At 56.6% G+C, this 22,709-nt stretch carries 19 protein-coding genes and 1 tRNA gene; 14 read left to right on the forward strand and 6 right to left on the reverse strand.

What is annotated here, in order from left to right:
• Nucleotides 1-82: 82 nt before the first annotated feature.
• The 3 genes from ACR0EV_RS14200 to ACR0EV_RS14210 are packed head-to-tail and all read left to right on the forward strand — an operon-like array spanning nt 83 to nt 3,605.
• Complete coding sequence (locus ACR0EV_RS14200) at nt 83-796, forward strand: uroporphyrinogen-III synthase (protein ID WP_480800682.1); 714 nt, start codon at nt 83-85, stop codon at nt 794-796.
• Between the two features lie 54 nt (nt 797-850).
• Nucleotides 851-2,101 (forward strand): COG4223 family protein, encoded by a 1,251-nt coding sequence (locus ACR0EV_RS14205; RefSeq protein ID WP_480800683.1) that lies wholly within the window; start codon nt 851-853, stop codon nt 2,099-2,101.
• A 10-nt stretch (nt 2,102-2,111) separates the two neighbouring features.
• Nucleotides 2,112-3,605, forward strand: a complete 1,494-nt coding sequence (locus ACR0EV_RS14210; protein WP_480800684.1) for a heme biosynthesis HemY N-terminal domain-containing protein — start codon at nt 2,112-2,114, stop codon at nt 3,603-3,605.
• A gap of 300 nt (nt 3,606-3,905) precedes the next feature.
• Here ACR0EV_RS14210 and ACR0EV_RS14215 read toward each other — a convergent pair.
• Nucleotides 3,906-3,992 (reverse strand) — tRNA-Leu (locus ACR0EV_RS14215).
• Between the two features lie 201 nt (nt 3,993-4,193).
• On the opposite strand from ACR0EV_RS14215, the gene ACR0EV_RS14220 reads away from it, so the two are divergent.
• The gene (locus ACR0EV_RS14220; protein ID WP_480800685.1) at nt 4,194-5,186 is read left to right on the forward strand and encodes a complex I NDUFA9 subunit family protein; all 993 of its coding nucleotides are present in this window, start codon (nt 4,194-4,196) and stop codon (nt 5,184-5,186) included.
• Here ACR0EV_RS14220 and ACR0EV_RS14225 read toward each other — a convergent pair.
• Complete coding sequence (locus ACR0EV_RS14225) at nt 5,177-5,980, reverse strand: undecaprenyl-diphosphate phosphatase (RefSeq protein WP_480800686.1); 804 nt, start codon at nt 5,978-5,980, stop codon at nt 5,177-5,179. The two genes, ACR0EV_RS14220 and ACR0EV_RS14225, sit on opposite strands and share 10 nt — an antisense overlap.
• A gap of 230 nt (nt 5,981-6,210) precedes the next feature.
• Between ACR0EV_RS14225 and ACR0EV_RS14230 the strand changes: the two genes are divergently transcribed.
• The 7 genes from ACR0EV_RS14230 to ACR0EV_RS14260 all read left to right on the forward strand — a co-directional run bounded on the left by ACR0EV_RS14230 (nt 6,211) and on the right by ACR0EV_RS14260 (nt 18,036).
• Entirely contained in the window at nt 6,211-7,644 is a 1,434-nt protein-coding gene (locus ACR0EV_RS14230; RefSeq protein ID WP_480800687.1) for an NAD(P)-dependent oxidoreductase, read from the forward strand.
• A 58-nt stretch (nt 7,645-7,702) separates the two neighbouring features.
• On the forward strand, nt 7,703-12,235 hold the full coding sequence (gene gltB, locus ACR0EV_RS14235) for a glutamate synthase large subunit (protein ID WP_480800688.1): 4,533 nt from the start codon (nt 7,703-7,705) through the stop codon (nt 12,233-12,235).
• A 202-nt stretch (nt 12,236-12,437) separates the two neighbouring features.
• Nucleotides 12,438-13,352: a Hint domain-containing protein gene (locus tag ACR0EV_RS14240; protein WP_480800689.1), complete on the forward strand. Its 915-nt coding sequence runs from the start codon at nt 12,438-12,440 to the stop codon at nt 13,350-13,352.
• A gap of 39 nt (nt 13,353-13,391) precedes the next feature.
• Nucleotides 13,392-14,126, forward strand: a complete 735-nt coding sequence (mtgA, locus tag ACR0EV_RS14245) for a monofunctional biosynthetic peptidoglycan transglycosylase (protein ID WP_480800690.1) — start codon at nt 13,392-13,394, stop codon at nt 14,124-14,126.
• A 58-nt stretch (nt 14,127-14,184) separates the two neighbouring features.
• Entirely contained in the window at nt 14,185-14,850 is a 666-nt protein-coding gene (gene fzlA, locus ACR0EV_RS14250; protein ID WP_480800691.1) for an FtsZ-binding protein FzlA, read from the forward strand.
• A gap of 72 nt (nt 14,851-14,922) precedes the next feature.
• Nucleotides 14,923-15,960: a tRNA epoxyqueuosine(34) reductase QueG gene (gene queG / locus ACR0EV_RS14255; RefSeq protein WP_480800692.1), complete on the forward strand. Its 1,038-nt coding sequence runs from the start codon at nt 14,923-14,925 to the stop codon at nt 15,958-15,960.
• A 72-nt stretch (nt 15,961-16,032) separates the two neighbouring features.
• A complete protein-coding gene (locus ACR0EV_RS14260; protein ID WP_480800693.1) occupies nt 16,033-18,036 on the forward strand; it encodes a hydantoinase/oxoprolinase family protein in 2,004 nt (667 codons plus the stop codon).
• Nucleotides 18,037-18,075: 39 nt separating this feature from the next.
• On the opposite strand, the gene msrA is transcribed toward ACR0EV_RS14260, so the two are convergent.
• The gene (gene msrA, locus ACR0EV_RS14265; RefSeq protein ID WP_480800694.1) at nt 18,076-18,588 is read right to left on the reverse strand and encodes a peptide-methionine (S)-S-oxide reductase MsrA; all 513 of its coding nucleotides are present in this window, start codon (nt 18,586-18,588) and stop codon (nt 18,076-18,078) included.
• Entirely contained in the window at nt 18,588-19,034 is a 447-nt protein-coding gene (gene msrB, locus ACR0EV_RS14270; protein WP_171184768.1) for a peptide-methionine (R)-S-oxide reductase MsrB, read from the reverse strand. Before msrB ends, msrA begins: the two co-directional genes overlap by 1 nt.
• Before the next feature lie 144 nt (nt 19,035-19,178).
• Between msrB and ACR0EV_RS14275 the strand changes: the two genes are divergently transcribed.
• Nucleotides 19,179-19,700, forward strand: coding sequence for a glutathione peroxidase (locus ACR0EV_RS14275; RefSeq protein ID WP_480800695.1), 522 nt, complete (start codon nt 19,179-19,181; stop codon nt 19,698-19,700).
• On the opposite strand, the gene ACR0EV_RS14280 is transcribed toward ACR0EV_RS14275, so the two are convergent.
• Nucleotides 19,676-20,563, reverse strand: coding sequence for a DMT family transporter (locus ACR0EV_RS14280; protein ID WP_480800696.1), 888 nt, complete (start codon nt 20,561-20,563; stop codon nt 19,676-19,678). The genes ACR0EV_RS14275 and ACR0EV_RS14280 overlap by 25 nt on opposite strands.
• Before the next feature lie 182 nt (nt 20,564-20,745).
• Between ACR0EV_RS14280 and ACR0EV_RS14285 the strand changes: the two genes are divergently transcribed.
• On the forward strand, nt 20,746-21,942 hold the full coding sequence (locus tag ACR0EV_RS14285) for a BCCT family transporter (RefSeq protein WP_480800716.1): 1,197 nt from the start codon (nt 20,746-20,748) through the stop codon (nt 21,940-21,942).
• A 170-nt stretch (nt 21,943-22,112) separates the two neighbouring features.
• The gene (locus tag ACR0EV_RS14290) at nt 22,113-22,292 is read left to right on the forward strand and encodes a hypothetical protein (RefSeq protein WP_480800697.1); all 180 of its coding nucleotides are present in this window, start codon (nt 22,113-22,115) and stop codon (nt 22,290-22,292) included.
• A gap of 57 nt (nt 22,293-22,349) precedes the next feature.
• On the opposite strand, the gene ACR0EV_RS14295 is transcribed toward ACR0EV_RS14290, so the two are convergent.
• Nucleotides 22,350-22,637, reverse strand: a complete 288-nt coding sequence (locus ACR0EV_RS14295) for an HU family DNA-binding protein (protein WP_068347305.1) — start codon at nt 22,635-22,637, stop codon at nt 22,350-22,352.
• Nucleotides 22,638-22,709: the final 72 nt, after the last annotated feature.

Consider the following 22,709-nt stretch of genomic DNA (forward strand, 5'->3'; position numbering starts at 1 on the left):
TCATGTTAACAACGGCGGGGTATCACCCTGCGCGGATGCAAACAATCCTCAAGGGCCAAGGCGCCATACGTTGTATTTGTTGATGACCCGCCCGCGCGCAGCCTCGAAACGGTTTGTCGCGCAACTGCCAACCCGCGTCAGATCCCGGGTTCAGGTCATCTATTCCCCAATTCTCGAGATTCGGCCCTTGAGTGTCGCGGTTGAAACAGAGGGGGTTAAGGGTCTGATTTTCACCTCGGCCAACGCGGTGAATGCGGCGGCTTCCAAAGGTGTTGATCGCACGTTGCCTGCTTATTGCGTCGGTCCGTCGACGACCGGGACTGCCAAAGGTTACGGCTGGCAGGCTGAGATGGTTGGGGCCACAGCCGAAGAGCTTGTAGGTTACTTGCTGAAGAATCGGCCCGACAGCCCTTTGTTGCATTTGCGGGGTGAGCACACGCGCGGCAATATCGCTGCTCGGCTGACCGAATCTGGACTGACCGCGCGCGAACAGCCGGTTTATCAGCAGCTTCTGTTGCCGCTAACACCAGAGGCGGCCTACGCCGCAGACCGAAATTTGCCTGTCATCGCCCCATTATTTTCACCGCGCACGGCGCGACATTTTGCCGATATTTGGTCTGGCTCAGCGCCGCTTTGGCTGGCTGCAATCAGTCAAGCAACGGCTTATCCCCTTTATTCCATGGACTATGCGCATCTAAAGATCGCCAAAGCACCGACACCCAAGAAAATGCGTAAGGCAGTTAAAAAGCTTGTAAAACATGTGTTGCGGGTTGAGGGAGGCGAGGTCCCCGATTAACTTAACTTGGGCTGTTATTCATCTGAATTTGGATTCGATAAGGGGAATATTGCGGTGGCTGGTAAGAAGAAATCCGACGAAAAGCCGGTGGAAGACCCCAAGGCAGACGATGTCGTTGAATCCGAGCTGCAACAGGAAGATACGCCTGTTGACCCCGATGAACCTGTAGCAGAAGACCTTTCCGAAGCCGAAGCCGAAGCCGAAGCCGAAGCCGAAGCCGAAGCCGAAGCCGAAGCCGAAGCCGAAGCCGAAGCCGAAGCCGAAGCCGAAGCCGAAGCGCCACCGGAAGAGACCGCTCCGGTCGAAGAAAAAACTGTCGAGCGTGTGGTGGAAAAGCGCGGTGGATTTGTGCCCGCTTTGTTGGGCGGGGCTGTCGCCGCTGTAGTCGGATTTGCGCTGGGCAATGGTGGGCTGTTACCGGGTGGAACCGACAACTCGGACGCTCTGGCGGCACTGGAATCGAAACTGGCGGATCAATCGGATCAGATTGCGAAGCTGTCTCAGACGCTGGCAAACACTCCAGATGTTTCTGGTCTGACCGATCAGGTCAAAGCCCTGTCTGACAAGCTGGCACCGGTCGAAGGTGACCTGAACGCGGTCAAATCATCAGTTGATGCGCTGTCCGGTCAGGTCACGCCTTTATCGGAACGGATCGCAACGCTTGAGAAAGCCCCAATCGAAGCCAACGCATCACCCGAGGCCACTGCCGCATTCGAGGCTGAGCTGAAAAAGCTTCAGGATTCGCTGGCAGCGCAACGGGCTGAGGTCGAAAAGATGGTTTCAGACGCGCAAGCGCTCGAGGCAAAGGCATCTGCCGAAGCGCAGGCCGCAACAAATGCCGCTGTTCTGTCTCGTTTGCATGGGCAGTTGGATGCGGGCCAACCCTATTCCGAACTGGTTGCGGAATTGAAGGCGGGTGGTGTCGATGTGCCTGACGCATTGAGCGCGCCGGCTGACAAAGGTGTGGAAACCTTGTCGTCACTTCGGGCTTCTTTTGAGCCAGCAGCCCGAAATGCTTTGGCAAACGCGCGTGATGCGGACAAGGGCACCGGCCTGATTGCCTTTTTGCAACGGCAAACGGGTGCGCGTTCGGTCACGCCACAAGAAGGGGATGGGCCGGACGCCGTTCTGTCGCGCGCTCAGGCTGCGCTGGCGGACGGAGACCTGTCCAAAGCGTTGAGCGAGCTGAAATCGCTTCCCGAAGCGGCGCAGGCCGCGATGGCCGATTGGGAGCAGGCGGCTCAGACACGGGTCGCTGCCGTCGATGCGGCGAATACTTTGGCTTCTGGCCTGAACTCGAACTGAAGGACCTGCCATGCTGTGGTCACTGTTTAAGATCCTCGTTTTTGTTGCGATTATTGGCCTGCTGGCGCTGGGCGGTCAGTTCCTGATGCAAACCAGCGGTGGGGTGCAGATCACCGTCGCTGGCACGGAATTCACGCTTGGGCCATTGCAGTCCGTGATTGCGCTGGGCGTGCTGGTATTTGCGGTTTGGCTGTTCTTCAAACTGCTCAGCCTTTTGGTTGCCACGCTTAAGTTCCTCAACGGCGATGAAACGGCCCTGTCGCGGTACTTCGACCGCAGTCGCGAACAGCGCGGGTATCAGGCGCTGTCGGATGGTCTGATGGCACTGGCTTCGGGTGAGGGGCGTGCAGCAATGACCAAAGCCAACAAGGCCGAGAAGCTGCTGAACAAGCCGGAACTGACAAATCTGTTGGTGGCGCAGGCGGCCGAGATGACGGGCGACACCAAAAAAGCGGCTGAAACCTACAAGAAACTTGTCACCAACAACGCGACCCGTTTTGTCGGCGTGCGCGGGATCATGAAGCAGAAGCTGGCTGAAGGTGATGACGAAACGGCCCGCAAGTTGGCCGAAAAGGCTTTGGCAATCAAACCGCGCCATGAAGAAACGCAAGACGTTTTGCTGAACCTGCAAACCAAGGCCCAGGACTGGGCCGGGGCGCGTTCGACCCTGTCTTCCAAATTGAAAGCGGGCTATCTGCCGCGTGACGTGTTCAAGCGCCGCGACGCGGTTCTGGCTTTGTCCGAGGCGAAGGATATTCTGAACGAAGATGCGAGCGTCGAACAACAGGAACACGCGATCGAGGCCAATCGACTGTCACCTGATCTGGTTCCTGCCGCGGCCATGGCCGCCCGCGCGTACATTGCAAAAGGCAAACCCCGCCCCGCGACCAAGATTCTGAAAAAGGCCTGGGAGGCGCAACCTCATCCCGATTTGGCCCATGCCTTTGCTGAGATTGCGCCGAATGAAACGCCTGCGGAAAGGCTCAAGCGTTTTACCGCGCTGACCCGCATCCACCCCGAGAATATGGAAACCCGTTTGATTCTTGCCGAGTTGAACATCGTGGCCGAAGATTTCCCGGAAGCCCGCCGTGCGCTGGGGGATGTGGTGGAAAAACAAGGGGATGCGCGTGCTTTCACGTTGATGGCGGCCATTGAGCGGGGCGAAGGTGCTGCGGATGCTGTTGTGCAAGGCTGGCTGGCAAAGGCGCTCAACGCACCGCGTGGTCCGCAGTGGGTGTGTGACAATTGTCATGACATCCAACCCGAATGGGCCCCGGTTTGCCAGAATTGCGGCAGCTTCGATACGCTCAGCTGGCAAACACCCCAGACGCCCGAGATCGCAAGCGCGACCGGCGTTCACATGTTGCCACTTATCGTAGGCGCGCTTGAGGATCAGTCAAACGAACCTGAAGAGGCGGAGCCGTTGGACGAGACCGAAACGGTTGAAGCAACGGCAGAGCCCGTCGAAGTCGCAGAAGAGGCCGAAGTTCAGAAACAGGCCTGAACCCGACACAGGCCAATTTGGTCGTTACACGTGAATTCAGTGTGCTTTTGCGCCTCCGGTCGCTGATCGGAGGCCTTTTTCTGCGTCGGTAGCCATGGCGCAGCCTGAACTACCGAATTGCCAACACTTTGATCCGTTTCATTTGCAGACTTATTGCGATGTGCTTCCGGGCAAGAAGTGTCGTTTTGCTTTGTAACCAGCGCTGGCATCTGAACAGAACGCATAACGCTCACCGAGCTTAGCTCTAACAAGCACGCTCTACCGCAACCACGTTTATTTTCAGTATGATAGGAAGAAATTTGGTGCCCAGGAGAGGACTCGAACCTCCACGTCCATACGGACACTAGCACCTGAAGCTAGCGCGTCTACCAATTCCGCCACCTGGGCAGGTGTCGTGAGGGGGCGTTTAAGCCCAGCGGCGGAGGGCGTCAACCAGATTCGCAGAGATTTTTGAAAGTTTTTTGAATTTGCTTCTAGGCCGCTGAATTGCCTCGGCGCATTTCACTGCTCACGCGGCGAATTAGCGCCTTGTTAGGAAGGCTTGCGGGCGTTAGGTCTAGGGCGCAATTTCTCAGCAGGAGCCCTCTCATGTCGAAACTGGTGACGATTTATGGCGGATCGGGATTTGTCGGTCGCTACATCGCGCGGCGCATGGCGAGTGAGGGGTGGCGAGTACGGGTAGCAGTGCGCCGTCCGAACGAGGCGATGTTCGTGAAACCCTATGGCGTCGTCGGCCAGGTCGAGCCGGTGTTGTGCAACATCCGCGATGACGCGTCCGTTGCGCTGGCCATGCACAGTGCGGATGCTGTGGTCAATTGCGTCGGTGTTCTGAACGAACTGGGCAAAAACGATTTTGGTGCTGTGCAAGCAGAAGGTGCTGAGCGTATTGCGCGATTGGCGGCCGAACAAGGGATTGAACGGATGGTTCATATCTCGGCCATTGGCGCGGATGCCAACGCCGCCAGCGAATATTCTCAGACCAAGGCGCAGGGTGAAGCGGGCGTGTTGAAGCATATGCCAAACGCGGTGATCCTGCGGCCGTCCGTGATCTTTGGCACAGAAGATCAATTCTTCAACCGCTTTGCTGGAATGACGCGCATGGGGCCGTTTCTGCCGTTGGTTGGGGCCGAAACCAAATTCCAACCGGTCTATGTGGATGATGTGGCCAAGGCTGCGGTCAAAGGTGTTCTGGGACAGGCCGAACCTGGCGTGTACGAGCTGGGTGGCCCCGAGGTTAAAACCTTCCGCGCTTTGATGCAGCAGATGCTGGAAGTGATCCATCGTCGTCGCGTTATCATCGGAATGCCGTTCTTTGCCGCGCGGATCATGGCCGGTGTTCTGGATATCGTGAAGTTTGTCAGTTTCCAGTTGTTTCCGAACAACATTCTGACCCGCGACCAGCTCAAGAACCTGCGGAACGACAACGTGGTGGCTGACAGTGCCCGGTCCTTTGCCGATCTTGGAATCACGCCGACCACGTTGGAATCCGTGCTGCCGGAATACCTGTGGAAGTTCCGCCCCTCGGGTCAGTATGACGAGATTCAGAATTCGGCGAAAAACCTGCGTACTGATCAGCTGTAGGCCATAAACAGCAGGATCGCACCAAGAATGACGCGGTAGATGACGTAGGGTGTGAAGCTGACGCTGCGCAGCAGCCGCATCATCAGGCTAAGCGCCAAAAGAGCTGAGATAAACGCAAACACCGCGGCAATGGCGCCGTCGCGTGCCAGCTGTGCGTCGGCGTCTCCTATCACATCCAAGGTCAGCAAGGTGCCTGAGGCAAGGATCGTAGGGATCGACATCAACATGGCAATTCGCGCGCCATCCTCTCGGGTATAGCCTAACTGGCGCGCGCCAGTGATGGTGATTCCAGACCGTGACGTGCCGGGAATCAGGGCAAGAACCTGCCACATCCCCATTTTGAACGCGTCTCGTACGCCCCAATCAGCGGCTTCTTTGGTTTGTGGGGCTTTCTGGTCCATCCAATACAATAACAGACCGAAACCCAACATAGTCCAACCAATTACAGTGATTGAGCGCATAGCGTCACTCAACCCCGTCAAATGCAGGATAAAGCCTGCAATCACCGTTGGGATTGTCGCGATGATCAGGCCCAGGGCCAAGCGCGCTTGCTCTGTGTCTGTGCGGCCAATCAAGGCATGCGGCAGGCCGGAAATAGCGCGTTTAACGTCCGGCCAGAAATACAAAACGACCGCGCCGAGGGTTCCCACATGCACCGCTACGTCTATGGTTTGACCCTGATCCTGCAGACCCGTCAGGTTTGGCAGAAGGATCAGGTGACCCGATGAAGATATGGGCAAAAACTCAGTGATTCCCTGAATAATTGCTACGAGAATCAGGTGGAAAAGACTCATCTGCCCTGCCGAGTTACGGTCACGTATTGCTTTCCTTTTATGGGTATAAGGGTGGTGCAAGAAAAGAAAGTACACAAATAGGTCCGTATCGGAACTAAAATTGGGATGATTTATCTAGATTCAGCTTCCAGACAACCACTTTTCCCAATTTAGGTCAGTGGAATTGACTTTTAATCCGCAAATCTATCTCGTAAAGAAACCGGACCAAGCCAATTCATGGAGTCTGACCCGTGGCCAAGCAACCGATGCTGAAATTTGTGCAGATCGACCGGGACATGCCGGAAAAACGCGCCGCTGATGTGCGCAAGGAAGACTTCGACGAGATCTATGCAGAATATGCCGCTGCCAAAGCGGAAGAACAAGCCAGCCGGTGCAGCCAATGTGGTGTGCCCTATTGCCAGTCGCATTGCCCGCTGCACAACAACATTCCCGATTGGCTGCACCTGACCGCCACAGGTCGTCTGGAAGAAGCTTATGAGACTAGCCAGGCGACCAATACCTTCCCTGAAATCTGCGGACGCATTTGCCCGCAAGACCGGCTGTGCGAAGGCAATTGCGTAATCGAACAATCGGGTCACGGCACAGTCACCATTGGCACGATCGAGAAATACATCACCGACACCGCTTGGGACAAAGGCTGGGTGAAGCCTGTTGCGCCATCCGCAGAGCGCAGCGAAAGCGTGGGTATCATCGGTGGTGGCCCCGGTGGGCTGGCTGCTGCGGACATGCTGCGCCGCGCCGGAATTCAGGTCACTGTCTACGACCGCTATGATCGTGCGGGTGGTCTGTTGATGTATGGTATCCCGGGCTTCAAACTTGAAAAGGACGTCGTGCAACGGCGCAACGAACTGCTGGCTGAAGGCGGTGTGATATTTGAATTGAACTGTGACGTCGACGCCGAAAAATTTGCAGAGATCCAAGCCAAGCATGACGCGGTAATCATTGCAACGGGCGTTTATAAATCACGCGACCTGTCCATGCCAGGAAGCGGTGTGGCCGGAATTGAGAAAGCCATCGATTTCCTGACCGCCTCGAACCGCAAAAGCTTTGGCGATGCTGTTGAAGATTTCGACAATGGTCGCTTGAATGCTGAAGGCAAGAAAGTGGTTGTGATCGGTGGCGGCGACACGGCAATGGACTGTGTGCGTACCTCGATCCGTCAGGGCGCGACCTCGGTCAAATGTCTGTACCGACGCGACCGTGCCAATATGCCGGGCTCGCAACGTGAAACACAAAATGCCGAGGAAGAAGGTGTTGTCTTTGAATGGCTCAGCGCGCCCAAAGGGTTCACCGGCGACGACAAGGTAACCGGCGTAATGGTGCAGAAGATGCGTCTGGGGCAACCCGATGCTTCAGGCCGCCAGGCCCCGGAAGTCATCGAAGGCGCGGATTATGTGGAAGAGGCCGATCTGGTCATCAAGGCGCTGGGTTTTGAACCCGAGGACCTGCCCACTCTGTTCGGTCAGCCGGACTTGCCCGTAACACGCTGGGGCACCGTTAAAGCCGCATTCCAGACAGGTGAGACCGAAATGGATGGTGTCTATGCCATTGGTGACATCGTGCGCGGTGCATCGTTGGTCGTCTGGGCGATCCGTGACGGTCGAGACTGTGCCGACGCGATCATCGACCGTTTCAACGCCAAAGCGGCCATCGCAGCCGAATAAGCTCAAGGATTATCAGGGTTCGACGCCACGACGTCCCCTTGAAAGAAGGAAACAGCCAATGACCAAATATGATGCCGATTGGGTCCGAGCCGAGGAAGCCAAGCGTGAATGGATGGCGGAAAACGGTCTCTATTCCGAGGAAGAAGAGCATTCATCGTGCGGTGTGGGCCTAGTTGTATCTGTAGATGGTAAGCCGTCACGCAAGGTGGTGGACGCGGGGATCGATGCACTAAAGGCAATCTGGCACCGTGGTGCTGTGGACGCTGACGGTAAAACCGGCGACGGCGCGGGTATTCACGTTCAGATTCCGGTTCCCTTCTTCTATGACCAAATTCGCCGCACCGGGCATGAACCCAAGCTGGACGAGCTCATCGCAGTAGGTCAGGTTTTCCTACCGCGAACAGATTTTGGTGCACAGGAAAGCTGCCGGACCATCGTGGAAACCGAAGTTCTGCGCATGGGCTACTACATCTATGGCTGGCGTCACGTTCCGGTAGACGTGACCTGCCTGGGTGAAAAAGCCAATGCGACCCGCCCCGAGATTGAACAGATTCTGATCTCGAACTCCAAAGGTGTGGACGAAGAGACATTTGAGCGTGAGCTTTACGTGATCCGCCGTCGCATTGAAAAGGCCGCAGCAGCTGCGGGTATTTCGGGGCTTTATCTGGCGTCACTGTCCTGCCGTTCGATCATCTACAAGGGCATGATGCTGGCCGAACAGGTCGCTGTTTTCTATCCCGACCTGATGGACGAGCGCTTTGAGTCTGCTTTCGCGATCTACCACCAGCGTTATTCCACCAACACTTTCCCGCAATGGTGGCTGGCCCAGCCTTTCCGGATGTTGGCCCATAACGGCGAGATCAACACGCTGAAGGGCAACATCAACTGGATGAAGAGCCATGAGATTCGCATGGCCAGTGGTACTTTTGGTGACTACGCCGAAGACATCAAGCCGATCATCGCTGGCGGATCGTCGGATTCGGCCGCATTAGACTCGGTTTTCGAAGTTTTGGTGCGCGCGGGCCGGTCCGCGCCCATGGCGAAAACCATGCTGGTCCCGGAAAGCTGGTCCAAACAGGCGGTAGAGCTGCCTCAGTCGTGGCGCGACATGTATTCCTACTGCAACTCGGTGATGGAGCCGTGGGATGGACCTGCCGCCCTGGCGATGACCGATGGTCGTTGGGTCTGTGCAGGTCTGGATCGGAACGGTCTGCGGCCGATGCGCTACGTGGTCACTGGTGACGGGCTTGTCATTGCAGGATCCGAGGCGGGCATGGTTCCGATCGATGAGGCAAGCGTCACCGAAAAAGGCGCGCTTGGTCCTGGTCAGATGCTGGCCGTGGACATGAAAAAAGGCAAATTGTACCGCGACACACAGATCAAGAACAAACTGGCGCGTGCATTGCCATTTGGTGAGTGGGTTGGCAAGATCAACGATCTAGACGACACGCTGGCCGGTGTCAGCGAAGCCCCGATTTTTTCTGGCGAAGAGCTGCGTAAACGTCAGATCGCTGCGGGGTATTCGGTCGAAGAGCTGGAACAGATCCTTGCCCCTATGGCTGAGGATGGCAAAGAAGCACTTGCTTCGATGGGGGACGACACGCCCTCGGCTGTTTTGTCGAAACAGTACCGCCCACTTAGCCATTTCTTCCGCCAAAATTTCAGCCAGGTGACCAACCCGCCAATCGACAGTTTGCGCGAATACCGGGTGATGTCTCTGAAAACGCGCTTTGCCAACCTCAAGAACGTGTTGGATGAGGACAGCAGCCAGACCGAGATCATCGTTCTGGAAAGCCCCTTTGTCGGAAACGCGCAGTGGGACAAGTTGGTCGAGAATTTTGACGCGCCTTTGGTTGAAATCGACTGTAGCTTTGAACCTGGCCGTGGTGCGCTGAGCGCCGCTTTGGCCCGTGTTAGAGCCGAATCAGAAGAAGCCGTGCGGTCGGGTGCAGGACACATTGTGTTGTCTGACATGAACACGGGCGAAGGCCGGATTGCGATGCCAATGATCTTGGCAACCAGTGCAATTCACTCACACCTGACCCGGCAAGGGCTGCGGACGTTCTGCTCTTTGAATGTGCGTTCCGCTGAATGTATCGACCCGCATTATTTCGCTGTTCTAATCGGGTGCGGTGCGACCGTAGTGAATGCTTATCTGGCCGAAGACTCTCTGGCCGATCGCATTGATCGTGGTCTGCTGGACGGAACCCTGACCGAAAATGTCGCTCGTTATCGCGAAGCCATCGATCAGGGCCTGCTGAAGATTATGGCCAAGATGGGCATTTCGGTGATCTCGTCCTATCGCGGCGGGCTGAACTTTGAAGCCGTGGGCCTCAGCCGCGCCATGGTGGCCGAGTATTTCCCGGGCATGACCAGCCGGATTTCAGGTATCGGTGTAACGGGTATTCAAGCCAAGCTTGAAGACATCCACGCCAAGGCTTGGGACAGTGGTCTGGACGTTCTGCCTATTGGTGGTTTCTACAAAGCGCGGAAATCGGGTGAGACCCACGCGTGGGAAGCGACCTCGATGCACATGATGCAAATGGCCTGTAACCGCGCCTCATACGAGTTGTGGAAGCAGTATTCGGCCAAGATGCAATCGAACCCGCCGATCCACCTGCGTGACCTCATGGACTTCAAGCCCATGAGCAAACCAATCCCGATTGAAGAGGTTGAGTCGATCACATCGATTCGTAAGCGGTTCGTCACACCGGGCATGTCGCTGGGCGCGCTCAGCCCCGAGGCGCATAAGACGCTGAACGTGGCGATGAACCGGATTGGCGCGAAATCTGATTCTGGCGAAGGTGGCGAAGATCCGGCGCATTTTGTGCCCGAGCCCAATGGCGACAACCCATCAGCCAAGATCAAACAGGTGGCTTCAGGTCGGTTTGGCGTAACCGCCGAATACCTGAACCAGTGTGAAGAGCTGGAAATCAAGGTCGCCCAGGGCGCGAAACCCGGTGAGGGCGGCCAGCTTCCGGGCATGAAGGTCACCGACCTGATCGCGCGTCTGCGTCATTCGACCAAGGGCGTGACGCTGATCTCACCGCCGCCGCACCACGACATCTACTCGATCGAGGATCTGGCGCAGCTGATCTATGACCTCAAGCAGATCAACCCGCGCTGCAAAGTGACAGTCAAGCTGGTGGCGTCTTCGGGCGTTGGCACGATTGCCGCCGGCGTAGCCAAGGCAAAAGCCGATATTATCCTTATTTCGGGTCACAATGGCGGCACTGGTGCGTCGCCAGCGACCTCAATCAAATACGCGGGCCTTCCGTGGGAGATGGGCCTGACCGAAGCGCATCAGGTGCTGGCGATGAACAACCTGCGTGATCGTGTGACATTGCGCACCGATGGTGGTCTGCGGACCGGACGTGACGTTGTCATGGCTGCTATGATGGGGGCGGAAGAATACGGGATCGGCACTGCTGCGCTGATTGCGATGGGCTGCATCATGGTGCGTCAGTGCCAATCGAACACCTGTCCGGTTGGTGTGTGTACGCAAGACGAAAGCCTGCGCGCCAAGTTCACCGGAAACGCAGACAAGGTGGTGAACCTGATCACCTTCTACGCGCAAGAAGTGCGCGAACTTCTTGCCAGCCTTGGTGCCCGTTCTTTGGATGAGATCATTGGCCGTGCCGACCTGCTGGCTCAGGTCAGCCGTGGTTCGGCGCATTTGGATGATCTGGACCTGAACCCGTTGCTGATCACTGTCGATGGTGCACACAACATCGTTTACAACCGCGACAAGGATCGGAATGCGGTACCCGATACTCTGGACGCCGAAATCGTGCGCGACGCGGCGCGGTTCCTGAAGGACGGTGAAAAAATGCAACTGTCTTACGCGATCCAGAACACGCATCGGACGGTGGGTACCCGTGTCTCCAGCCATATCGTTCAGAATTTTGGTATGCGGAACACGTTCCAGGACGACCATCTGCACGTGAAACTGCAAGGATCTGCTGGTCAGTCATTGGGTGCATTTGCCGCGCCGGGCCTGAAGCTGGAAGTCTCGGGCGATGCCAACGACTATGTCGGCAAGGGTCTTTCGGGTGGCATGATAGTCGTACGCCCACCGCAGGTCAGCCCGCTGAAAGCAGACGAGAATACCATCATTGGCAACACCGTTTTGTACGGCGCAACCGATGGCCACCTGTTTGCAGCCGGTCGCGCGGGCGAGCGGTTCGCCGTGCGCAACTCGGGCGCCAAGGTGGTGATCGAGGGCTGTGGCTCGAATGGCTGTGAATACATGACAGGTGGGGTTGCGGTGATCCTCGGCGAAATCGGTGCCAACTTTGGTGCCGGCATGACAGGCGGCATGGCCTATCTGTATGATCCCGAAGGCAAAGCCCAAGCGCTGATGAACATGGAAACCCTTGTAAGCTGTCCGGTTTCTGTCGCGCATTGGGAAGAACAGCTGAAGTCGCTGATCACGCGCCACGCAGAAGAGACCTACAGCCGGAAAGCCGCAGACATTTTGCAACACTGGGATGTTGAAAAAGGCAACTTCCTTCAAGTGTGCCCCAAAGAGATGCTGAACAAACTGAGCCATCCGTTGAGCATCGAAGCCACCGCAGTTCCGGCAGAATAAAGCCTGCTGCAAAGCTTTAGCGGCTGAAAAGCACAACAAAACTGGCCTCGCGTGTCATTTGCACCACGCGGGGCTTGGTTTGTTTACACTGTTTTTTCGGGATTCTTGCCTGCGCACGGGAATTTCGCCAAGCTTCCTCGGAATTCGAGCGAAAACCACGGGCTGCTTCAGATGTCCCGTGGCATAAACCGGGGGCAGCAGAATGCCAACAAATTATCGCGACCAATTTTATACCTTTGATCCGGCGAATCCTCCGCCTGTGGGAACTGCAATTGCAGTTGCCAGTATCGATTTCACGGATGTTAATGATGACAACGAAATCGATGCGCCCAGTGGTGATACCGTCAATGGGCAGGACGTCACTTCGTCATGGCCGGGGGATACGGTCACCATTAATGTGACAGGAGGTGGCAACGTCACCTATGTCGGAACCACGTTCTATCTGGCCGATGGGTCTCGGGTTTTCACCCCGACTGACGGTCAGGTGTTACAGCCAGGGACGTTGGTTTCGACAAGTTTCGTCAACACACAGGGACCACTGGATGTTGGTACTCTGGGTCCGCCCTGTTTCACGCCGGGTACTTTGATTGCAACCCCTGACGGGGAACGCGCAGTGGAAGACCTGAAAGCAGGTGATCTAGTCACGACACTGGATCATGGCCCTCAGCCCTTGATCTGGGTTGGGCGCACAAAGGTCGAGGCCAAAGGGAAACTGGCTCCAATCCGTTTCGAGGCAGGCGTTTTCGATCTGGACTGTCCGCTTCTTGTCTCGCCGCAACATAGAATGCTGATTGAGGACTGGCGCGCATCCTACTTGTTTGGACATGCCGAGGCGCTGATCGCAGCCCATGTACTTGTCAACGGCGATACAGTGACCCGCGTTGAAGGCGGAGAGGTGGAATATGTCCACCTGCTGTTCAAAAAGCATGAAATCATCATCGCCAACGGGGCAAAAAGTGAAAGCTATTATCCGGGTCATGCTTTGACGGCCTCGGACCGAGAGACCCAAAGCGAAGTGTTGCATCTGTTTCCTGAACTGGCTGGGGCGGACCCGATGTCGCTGGAAACGGCGCGCCCGGTGGTCCACCCACGAGAGGCGCGCGCCTTGGGGATTTAGGCCGTTTCAAACCCCGGCGACGCGTCGTATAGCTGAGACATGGCGAAGAAAGCAGCCCGCAAATCAGGCGGAAAAAAAAGTAAGGTGACCAAACGGAAATCAACAGCGGCTCAAACGGTCCGCCGTTGGGCGACACGTGCCGCTTTGACCGTTGTCGGCCTCGTGGTCGTCTTGGTCTTGTTCTATTCGGTTGTAAACCCGCCGGTGACCCACACCATATGGTCCGAGTGGCGGCGGTTGGGCAAAGTCGAGCGCGAGTGGGTTCCGATTGAAGAGATTTCACCAATCATGGCCCGATCAGTCGTTGCGGCGGAAGATGCGAATTTCTGCCAGCACTGGGGATTCGATGTTGAAGCCATACGCGACGCATTGGAAGGCGGCGGCAATCGCGGCGCTTCGACCATCACGCAGCAGGTGGTGAAGAACGTGTTTCTCTGGCAAGGACGCAGTTGGGTGAGGAAGGCGATGGAAACCTCAATCACCCCGGTGGTTGAGATCTTCTGGAGCAAGCAGCGTATTCTCGAGGTCTATCTGAACGTTGCAGAAACCGGGAACGGTGTATTTGGCGTCGAAGCTGCGGCACAGCGCTATTTCAACAGAAGTGCTGCGCAATTGACTTCTGTTCAGGCAGCCCGAATTGCTGCCATTCTGCCATCACCGCGCAATCGTTCGGTCACAGACCCAAGTGTGCGCACGCGTCGACGCGCGGCTTCGATTTTGGATGGGGCGGCCACCATCCGCGCAGATGGTCGCGCAGATTGTTTCGAGGATTGAAACCGGCTGCCCTCAAGGGCTAAATCAGTCGGGTATTCACTGGTTCGATTGGAAGCCCATGGCGCGTCTGTTTCACGTTCCCCTCTCTCCGTATTGCCGCAAGGTCCGATTGTCTTTGGCCGAGAAGAAGATCGAGGTTGAATTGGTCGAGGAGCGATACTGGGAACAGGATCCGGATTTTCTGCGCCGGAATCCGGCGGGAAAAGTGCCGGTGCTGCGTCTGGATGGGCAAATCATGTCGGAAAGCGCGGCGATCTGCGAATATATCGAAGAAACCCGCCCCGAACCGCCCTTGATGCCGAAAAAACCCGAAGCCCGGTTCGAAGTCCGGCGCCTTGTGGGCTGGTTCGACGACAAATTCCACCATGAAGTGACATCGAAGCTGCTTTATGAGCGGGTGAACAAGAAGGTGACCGGTCAGGGGTACCCAGACAGCAAGAATGTCAAACAGGGTGCCAAGGCGATCAAGTATCATCTGGATTACATGGCCTGGCTGCTGGATCACCGCCGGTGGTTGGCCGGTGATCAGATGACTTTGGCTGATTTCGCGGCGGCGGCACATTTGTCGGCGCTGGATTATATCTCGGACGTGGACTGGAACCGCAGCCAGGTGGTTAAGGACTGGTACGCGAAGATCAAGTCGCGCCCGGCGTTTCGATCCATTCTGGCGGACCAGGTGCCAGGATTTCGGCCACCGCCTCATTACGCCGATCTGGATTTCTGATAGGGTTCAGCAGGGGGCTGTCTGCCCCCATCGCGCCGGGCGCGCGATTCCCCCGAAGGTATTTTTGGCCAGATGAAGAGCGGATCGGACCTGAAGAAAAAGCTGGTGCAACAGGCCCTGGCAGAGGGGTTTGTGGCGTGTCGGGTGTGCCGTCCATGGGATGTTCCGCAGGTGCCTGAGCGCCTTGGGGCGTTTTTGGAGGCCGGGTATCATGGCCAGATGGGCTGGATGGCCGAGCGGGTGCATTGGCGCGGCGATCCTGCCGCTCTGTGGCCTGAGGCGCGGTCTGTGATCATGTTGGCTGAAAGCTACACGCCAGAGCATGACCCGACAGAGGTTCTGAGCCATCCGGATCGCGGCGCTATTTCCGTTTATGCTCAGAACAAAGACTATCACGATCTGGTCAAGAAACGCCTCAAGCGACTGGCGCGATGGTTGATTGCTGAAGCAGGGGGCGAGGTGAAGGTTTTTGTCGACACTGCTCCGGTTCCGGAAAAGGCCTTGGGGCATGCCGCCGGTCTTGGGTGGCAGGGTAAGCATACCAACCTTGTTAGTCGTGAATGGGGGAATTGGGCTTTCATAGGCTCTGTTTTTGCAACAGTTGAGTTACCTTCGGACGCGCCGGAGGTAGATCACTGTGGTTCGTGTCGCGCCTGTCTGGACAGCTGTCCGACCGATGCGTTTCCGGCCCCGTATCAATTGGATGCAAGGCGATGTATATCGTACCTGACCATTGAACATAAAGGTCTCGTAGAGCCCGAGTTGCGCAGTAAGATGGGCAATCGGATCTATGGTTGCGATGATTGCTTGGCGGCCTGTCCCTGGAACAAGTTTGCAGTCGCCGCGAGCGATATACGCTATGCCGCCCGGGCTGATCTGAAGGCACCGTCGCTGGCAGAGCTAGCGGCGCTGGATGATGCGGCCTTTCGTGCGAAATTCTCTGGTTCGCCCATCAAGCGCATCGGGCGGGACCGGTTCGTCCGGAATGTGCTTTACGCCATTGGAAACTCGGGGCGATCAAACTTGAGGCCAGTTGCACAGGTGTTGACAAGCGACCCGGATGAAGCCGTGGCTGATGCGGCGCGCTGGGCGGTGGAACAGCTGTCATAAATGCCGCAAACAGGCTGGACGCGTCGCGCATAACCGCTACACCCATTCGCAGCGAACAGTAAGGAGGACCCGATGACTCTGTCTTTGGGGGTGGATACGGGCGGAACCTATACCGATGCGGTGTTGATCCGGGATGAGAAAGAGGTGATCGCCTCGGCCAAGTCTTTGACCACGCGTGCGGATTTGGCCATCGGTGTGGGCAAGGCGATTTCTGCCGTGCTGGAAGAGGCGCAGGTTACGCCGGATCAGATTGCGATGGCGTCCTTGTCTACAACACTGGCCACAAATGCTCTGGTTGAGGGGCAAGGTGGGCGCGTGGCATTGATCTATATCGGGTTCAAGACGAGTGATCTTGTAAAGCATGGCTTGAAGGACGCGCTGAAAGATGACCCCGCCCTTGTGATTGCGGGGGGTCATACACATTCAGGCGGCGAGGCTGCACCACTGGATACTGCCGCTTTGGAGCAGTTTTTAGACACTCACAAAGGCATTTCTGGCTTTGCGATTGCCGCTCAGTTTGCAACCCGTAACCCAGCGCATGAGCTGGAGGCGGCGCGGATCGTATCTGAAAAAACCGGTGCACCGGTCACATGTTCGCATCATTTGTCGGCCAAGTTGAACGGGCCGAAACGTGCTGTGACGGCGGTGCTGAATGCGCGTTTGATCGGAATGATTGATCGTCTGATCGGACGCGCGCAAGATCAATTGCGCGTTCTGGGAATCTCGGCCCCGATGATGGTTGTGCGTGGCGATGGAGCTTTGATGAGCGCCGAACAGGCGCGGGAGCGCCCGATTGAGACGATACTGAGTGGTCCGGCGGCTTCGATTGTCGGGGCGCGCTGGCTGACCGGGGCTGACAACGCGCTGGTGTCGGATATTGGTGGGACCACAACTGATGTTGCGCTGATCCGGGATGGCAAGCCTGCTATTGATCCAGGCGGCGCGCAGGTTGGTGGGTTTCGAACCATGGTCGAGGCTGTGGCGATGCGCACACATGGTTTGGGTGGGGACAGCCAGGTTCATGTTGTGACCGAAGGATTGCAGGGTGGCGTGTTTCTGGGCCCCCGGCGTGTTCTGCCTGTGTCATTGATCGCAGCGGAAGCGCCCGAGGTTGTGCACGCCATTCTGGACGAACAATTGCGGGCGACCACGGTGGGCGAGCACGACACCCGGTTTGTGCGACGCGTGCCGGGTGTGCATGCGGATGGTGTCGGCGCTCGGGAAGAGATGTTGTTGGAACGTCTGGGCGATCAGGTTCTTCCGCTTGGCGCACTGTTGCGGTCGCGGATGGAGAATGGCGCACTGAATCGCTTGGTCGACCGCGGGATCGTCCAGGTCTCGGGCGTGACGCCGTCGGACGCGAGTCATGTATTGGGCCGCGTCGATGCTTGGGATTCTGAAGCTGCACGCAAGGCCTTGGAGCTGGTGGCCCGGAAACGGGTCGGATCCGGGGACATGCTGGCAAACTCGCCAGAGGCATTGGCGCAGATGATCGTGGATCAATTGACGGAACAGACCAGTTTGACTTTGTTAGAGGCTGCTTTTGACGAAGAGCAGGATGATTTCGGATTGTCACCTCAGGAATTGGCGCGGCATGTGTTGACTCAGCGTGGGTTGGCGCAACATCGTGGGTTGTTGTCGTTAAATGCCGCGTTGAACGTGGATGTGGTGGGCCTTGGAGCGTCAGCCCCTAGCTATTACCCCGCAGTGGGCGAGCGGTTGCATTGTCGCATGATCCTGCCCGAGCACGCTGGCGTAGCGAATGCGATCGGCGCGGTCGTTGGACGGCTGACATTGCGGCGGTCTGGTACGGTCACGTCACCGACCGAAGGGCGGTATCGTGTGCATCTTGAGGACGGGCCTCAGGATTTTTCTGCATCGGATGAAGCGCTGGCGTTGTTGGAACGGGTTTTGAAATTCGAAGCCGAGAGTGCAGTCAGAGAAGCTGGCGCGGAAGATATTCGGGTGATCGTGGATCGCGATATCAAAACGGCGCGGGTCGAGGCCAAGGATGTTTTTGTCGAAGCCATGATTACGGTCGAGGCAAGCGGGCGACCAAGGGTGGCGACAGGCTAGCCCCCCTGAAAGGTTCAGAGGGGCCGGGCAGGTGGTGCTTTATTCTGCTGCGCTGGCGCGTTTGGGCAAGACCCAATCCGGGCGCGGGAAGTGGCAGGTATAGCCGTTCGGGATACGTTCCAGATAATCCTGATGTTCTGGCTCAGCTTCCCAGAAATCTCCGACAGGTTCGACTTCGGTCACGACCTTGCCGGGCCACAAGCCGCTGGCGTTCACGTCGGCGATAGTATCGACAGCGACCTGTTTCTGAGCCTCATCCACATAGTAGATCGCCGAGCGATAGCTCATGCCACGGTCATTGCCCTGGCGGTTAATCGTGGTTGGGTCGTGGATCTGGAAAAAGAACTCCAGCAGGTCGCGATAGCTGATCTGCGACGGATCGAACCAGATCTCGATCCCTTCGGCGTGGGTGCCGTGGTTGCGATAGGTCGCGTTGGGCACATCGCCGCCGGTGTAACCGACGCGGGTGCGTGAAACGCCCGGCATTTTGCGGATCAGGTCCTGCATGCCCCAAAAGCAGCCTCCGGCCAGTACAGCGCGTTGTTCGGTCATCAGATGTCCTCCACATGAATCAGATATTCGCCATAGCCTTCGGCCTCCATCTCATCGCGATGGACGAACCGAAGAGAGGCGGAATTGATGCAATAGCGTAGCCCGCCGTGTTCGCGCGGACCATCGGGGAAGACATGCCCCAGATGGCTGTCGCCGTGTTTCGAGCGGACCTCGGTCCGGATCATACCATGTGTTGTATCGCGAAACTCTTCCACATGTTCATGGATGATCGGCTTGGTAAAACTGGGCCAGCCGCACCCGGATTCGTATTTGTGGGTCGAGGCGAATAGCGGCTCACCTGATACGATGTCCACATAGATCCCCGGTTCTTTGTTGTTCAGGTATTTTCCAGTGCCTGGACGCTCGGTCCCACTGCGTTGAGTGACGTGAAACTCTTCAGGCGAAAGCGCAGCGATGGCCGTGGGGTCTTTGGTATAGCGGGTCATGGATCCTCCGGCTGGTGTAGTGTTGTGCCATAATTTGGGGACTGCAGGGGGGAAAGCAAAGCGATATTTCAACCGGCTCTCGCAGTCGTGCAAGTGATCTGATGGGTGCTGAACCGCGTATCAGGTCTATAGGGAGGACAAGACATGTTCAGATTGCTGCTTTTGACTGCCCTGATCTTACTGGGTCGCGCCGTTCAGGCCGCGCCGGTGACCGGTGAGTTCGCCTCGATCGACGGGGGCACTTTGGCCATTGAAGATTGGCGTGGCCAACCTGTACTGGTGGTCAATACCGCGTCACACTGTGGGTTCACCGGGCAATATGAGGCTCTACAAAAGGTACATGAGGCGTATTCCGACAAAGGGTTGGTCGTTCTCGCGGTCCCCTCAGATTCGTTCAACCAGGAACTTGGGTCCGCGGAAGAGGTAAAGCAGTTCTGCGAGATGAACTATGGGCTGACGTTGCCGATGACGGATATCACACCGGTCAAGGGAGCAGACGCTCATCCATTTTACAAAGCCGTCGCCGCCCAGACTGGGTTCACGCCCAAATGGAACTTTAACAAGATCCTGATTGACCCAGCAGGTGAAGTGGTTGCGACCTATGGGTCAAATGTCAAACCCGACTCACGCAAATTGTTGAATCAGGTGGAAGCTTTGCTGCCCTGAGCGGGCTGACGCGAGAGTTGGACGGCAAGAATGCCAAGGGTTGTGACGCCAACGCCAACGGCATCCATGGCTCCTAATTTCTCGCCCAGCAGGATCGCCGCGATTGTGACCCCGAATACAGGGTTCAGGAAATGAAATGTTGCCGCCCTGACGGCACCGATGCGGTCCAATAGCAGGAACCAAATCAACGTAGCAAGCAGCCCTGGGAACAGGGTGGTATAGGTAAAAGCCAGCGCCAGTGGCAGCGTCGGGTTGACATAAATGGTTTCAAAGACAGGTGCAGCGACAAACAGAGCCGCTGAGCCAACCAACATTTGAAGTCCCACCACCATCATAAAGTTCCCACCGGAGGTCGCGCCGCGAACCGCGAGCGTGGCAAATGTCAACGCAAGGGCCCCGATTCCACAAAGCGCGACCCCGAACATATCGACGCCCGCGCTGACCCGACTGCTCATGATCAGTGCAACACCTGCGAAACCTGCGAACAAACCAAGTATGCCAAGCGGGCGTAGCTTTTCCTTGAAAATCAACCACCCAGCCAGTGCCACCAATAAGGGCATAGTAGATGCGATAATGGCGGCGACCGAGGCTTCAACTGTCTGCATCGCATAGAAATTTAGACCCAAATAAAGGGCATTTTGGCAAATTCCGAACAGGATCGTTGCTCGCCACTGGTTTCGGGTCAGGTGCCAGCTTTGGCCCATTGCCCGTGCAATCATCACGCCCAGAACCCCAGAGATCAGAAACCGCAACGCCAGCGAAAACAAAGGCGAGGCATCTGCAACGATAATCCGCGCCGAGGTAAAGGCAGACGACCAGATAAGGGCAAATGTAAGCCCCATGGCTATGGCGCGCAGATCCATGGAGACCCCCTGTCATGTTGGGCGGACTGTTCCCGATTTTCCAATTCGCTGCAAGTTGCCTGCGCCAAAAAAGACACGCAGGTAGCAAGTGGCGTGATTTATGCATGTTTTTATTGATTGATCAGCCAATAAACTATAACGGCGTGGCGATCTGACCAAACAAGGGAGGTTTGTCAGTGCTTCTGGAGTACATTCTATCTTTTGGCGTCCTGCTGGCATTGGGCCTGGTCGCTTTCTTCGTCGTGAAATGGTGGAACCTGCGCTGCGTTGGCGTAACGCCAGTTCATCTGTTCACGTTCATCGCGATCCTGTTCACATCCGGTCTGGATGTCGGCCTGATCATGTTCCCGCTGACCGAATTCGGCGGCTATGCCGAAGACCCTGCTTATGCCTTTGCCAACCCGCTGGCGATCGAGTTTGGGTTTTGGGGTTTTCTGATCTGGGCGTTCTACTTCCTGACAGCTTTCTACTTCTGCGTCATCGAACCGCGCGTGAAGTTTTTTGAGATTCCGCTGGTCAAGTTGATCAACAACGTGGTCATCATTGGCACCTGTGCCTTCACCGCCAGCCTGTTCCTGATCTATCTGCCCGGCTATCTGCCCGAGGTTGGAGACGGCGAGTCCGTCGTAACCACGTTCTACATCATTGTATTTGTGGTTATCCTGGCGGCGGCCTATTCCTCGACCGATCTGAAATACGTACGCATCCTGTCGGTGGGTTCGACCTTCCTGTTCCTGGCGCTGATCATCGGCATGTGGGCCGCGGCAGGCATGGGCGTAACCGGATTTGTGGAAACCGGCAGCAATATTGGGGCCTATTTTGCCAACCTGCACAAGTTTGTCCTGCCGTTGACCGACTATCACGCCTTCTACCTGTTCTGGTGGTTTGCATGGTCGATCATGATCGGTCAGTTCACCTCGCGCTTTGTGGGTGGTCTGACGACGTGGCAATTGCTTGCCGCACTGTTGATCTTTCCGTCCATCCCGCTGGGGATTTGGTTCACGGTTCTGTACTATTTTCACCTCAACGGCATCAGCACCGCTGGCATCACCAACATCGCGATGGTGATCGTTGGCGTGACCTTTGTGATCAACTCGCTCGACTCGCTGATCCGTCTCTACACCGACAACCTGAACATGACGGTCGAACGGTTCGGCAAGGCCCCTTATGTGGCGGGCAACGTTGTGCTGTTGTTTGTGTTGACCCTTTTGTTCCAGAGCCAATGGCTGCAAATCCAGTGGATCGGAGCTGTGGTTGTTGGTCTGTATCTGGCCTGCGTCGTCTATATCCTGATCGCCAAGCGCAAAGAGGTGTTGAGCATCGATGCGATGCCCGAAGACCGTGATCTGGATTTCCACAAGGTTGAGACGGTTCACTAATCGTCGATCACATCACTGATACGAGGGGCACCAAAAACGGTGCCCCTTTTTCGTCGCATCTTGGCGACCATCGGGTTTGCCCTATGTTTCACCGGGAAAGACGAAAGGTTCGCAGAGTGCTGGAAGAAAAACGAAAAGATCTGGATTCGGAGAAGCAGAAGAAAATTCTGATGCGTCTTGTGGATGCGCTCAGCCAACTTGATCCGGACCTGTATTACAGACCGACCAGTGACATTGCCTTGCATCTGGAAAAGTACATTCGCGGTGACGCGAAGCTTACGTCGGACGAACGGTCGCTGATGGAGCGACTGAGCCGGCGCGATCTGGAGGTTTTGCTCAGTCTGCACTGAGGTCAAAGAAAAAGGGCCCCCAAATGGCGGCCCTTGATCATGTCGAAAAGACGGAACTTAGCCGTTCACACTGTCCTTCAGCGCTTTTGCGATGGTCATTTTCACAACCTTGTCGGCTTCTTTGGTGAAGGTCTCACCAGTGGCCGGGTTGCGGACCTGACGCTCGGGGCGCTCGCGGCAGTAGATTTTGCCGACGCCGGGCAGCGTCACTGCGCCACCGGCAGAAACTTCGCGGGTGATCAGGCCGGTGATGGCCTCCAGCGCCGCATTCGCGGATTTCTTGTCGGTTCCCATTTCCTCAGCGAGAGCAGCAACCAGCTGAGTCTTAGTCATAGGCTTTGCCATTTCTTGGTCTCCTTAACGTGCCCGATCTATAGGGCCTCACCGCGTAACTGTAACGGGATATTGTGGCTGAAC

It is taken from the genome of Ruegeria sp. CF8 (assembly GCF_056537285.1).

Coding starts and splice junctions, on each gene's coding strand:
- ACR0EV_RS14200 (WP_480800682.1), top strand. CDS start 83: ATGACCCGCCCGCGCGCAGCCTCGAAACGGTTTGTCGCGCAACTGCCA.
- ACR0EV_RS14210 (WP_480800684.1), top strand. CDS start 2,112: ATGCTGTGGTCACTGTTTAAGATCCTCGTTTTTGTTGCGATTATTGGC.
- ACR0EV_RS14220 (WP_480800685.1), top strand. CDS start 4,194: ATGTCGAAACTGGTGACGATTTATGGCGGATCGGGATTTGTCGGTCGC.
- ACR0EV_RS14225 (WP_480800686.1), bottom strand. CDS start 5,980: ATGAGTCTTTTCCACCTGATTCTCGTAGCAATTATTCAGGGAATCACT.
- gltB (WP_480800688.1), top strand. CDS start 7,703: ATGACCAAATATGATGCCGATTGGGTCCGAGCCGAGGAAGCCAAGCGT.
- ACR0EV_RS14240 (WP_480800689.1), top strand. CDS start 12,438: ATGCCAACAAATTATCGCGACCAATTTTATACCTTTGATCCGGCGAAT.
- mtgA (WP_480800690.1), top strand. CDS start 13,392: ATGGCGAAGAAAGCAGCCCGCAAATCAGGCGGAAAAAAAAGTAAGGTG.
- fzlA (WP_480800691.1), top strand. CDS start 14,185: ATGGCGCGTCTGTTTCACGTTCCCCTCTCTCCGTATTGCCGCAAGGTC.
- queG (WP_480800692.1), top strand. CDS start 14,923: ATGAAGAGCGGATCGGACCTGAAGAAAAAGCTGGTGCAACAGGCCCTG.
- ACR0EV_RS14260 (WP_480800693.1), top strand. CDS start 16,033: ATGACTCTGTCTTTGGGGGTGGATACGGGCGGAACCTATACCGATGCG.
- msrA (WP_480800694.1), bottom strand. CDS start 18,588: ATGACCGAACAACGCGCTGTACTGGCCGGAGGCTGCTTTTGGGGCATG.
- msrB (WP_171184768.1), bottom strand. CDS start 19,034: ATGACCCGCTATACCAAAGACCCCACGGCCATCGCTGCGCTTTCGCCT.
- ACR0EV_RS14275 (WP_480800695.1), top strand. CDS start 19,179: ATGTTCAGATTGCTGCTTTTGACTGCCCTGATCTTACTGGGTCGCGCC.
- ACR0EV_RS14280 (WP_480800696.1), bottom strand. CDS start 20,563: ATGGATCTGCGCGCCATAGCCATGGGGCTTACATTTGCCCTTATCTGG.
- ACR0EV_RS14290 (WP_480800697.1), top strand. CDS start 22,113: ATGCGTCTTGTGGATGCGCTCAGCCAACTTGATCCGGACCTGTATTAC.
- ACR0EV_RS14295 (WP_068347305.1), bottom strand. CDS start 22,637: ATGGCAAAGCCTATGACTAAGACTCAGCTGGTTGCTGCTCTCGCTGAG.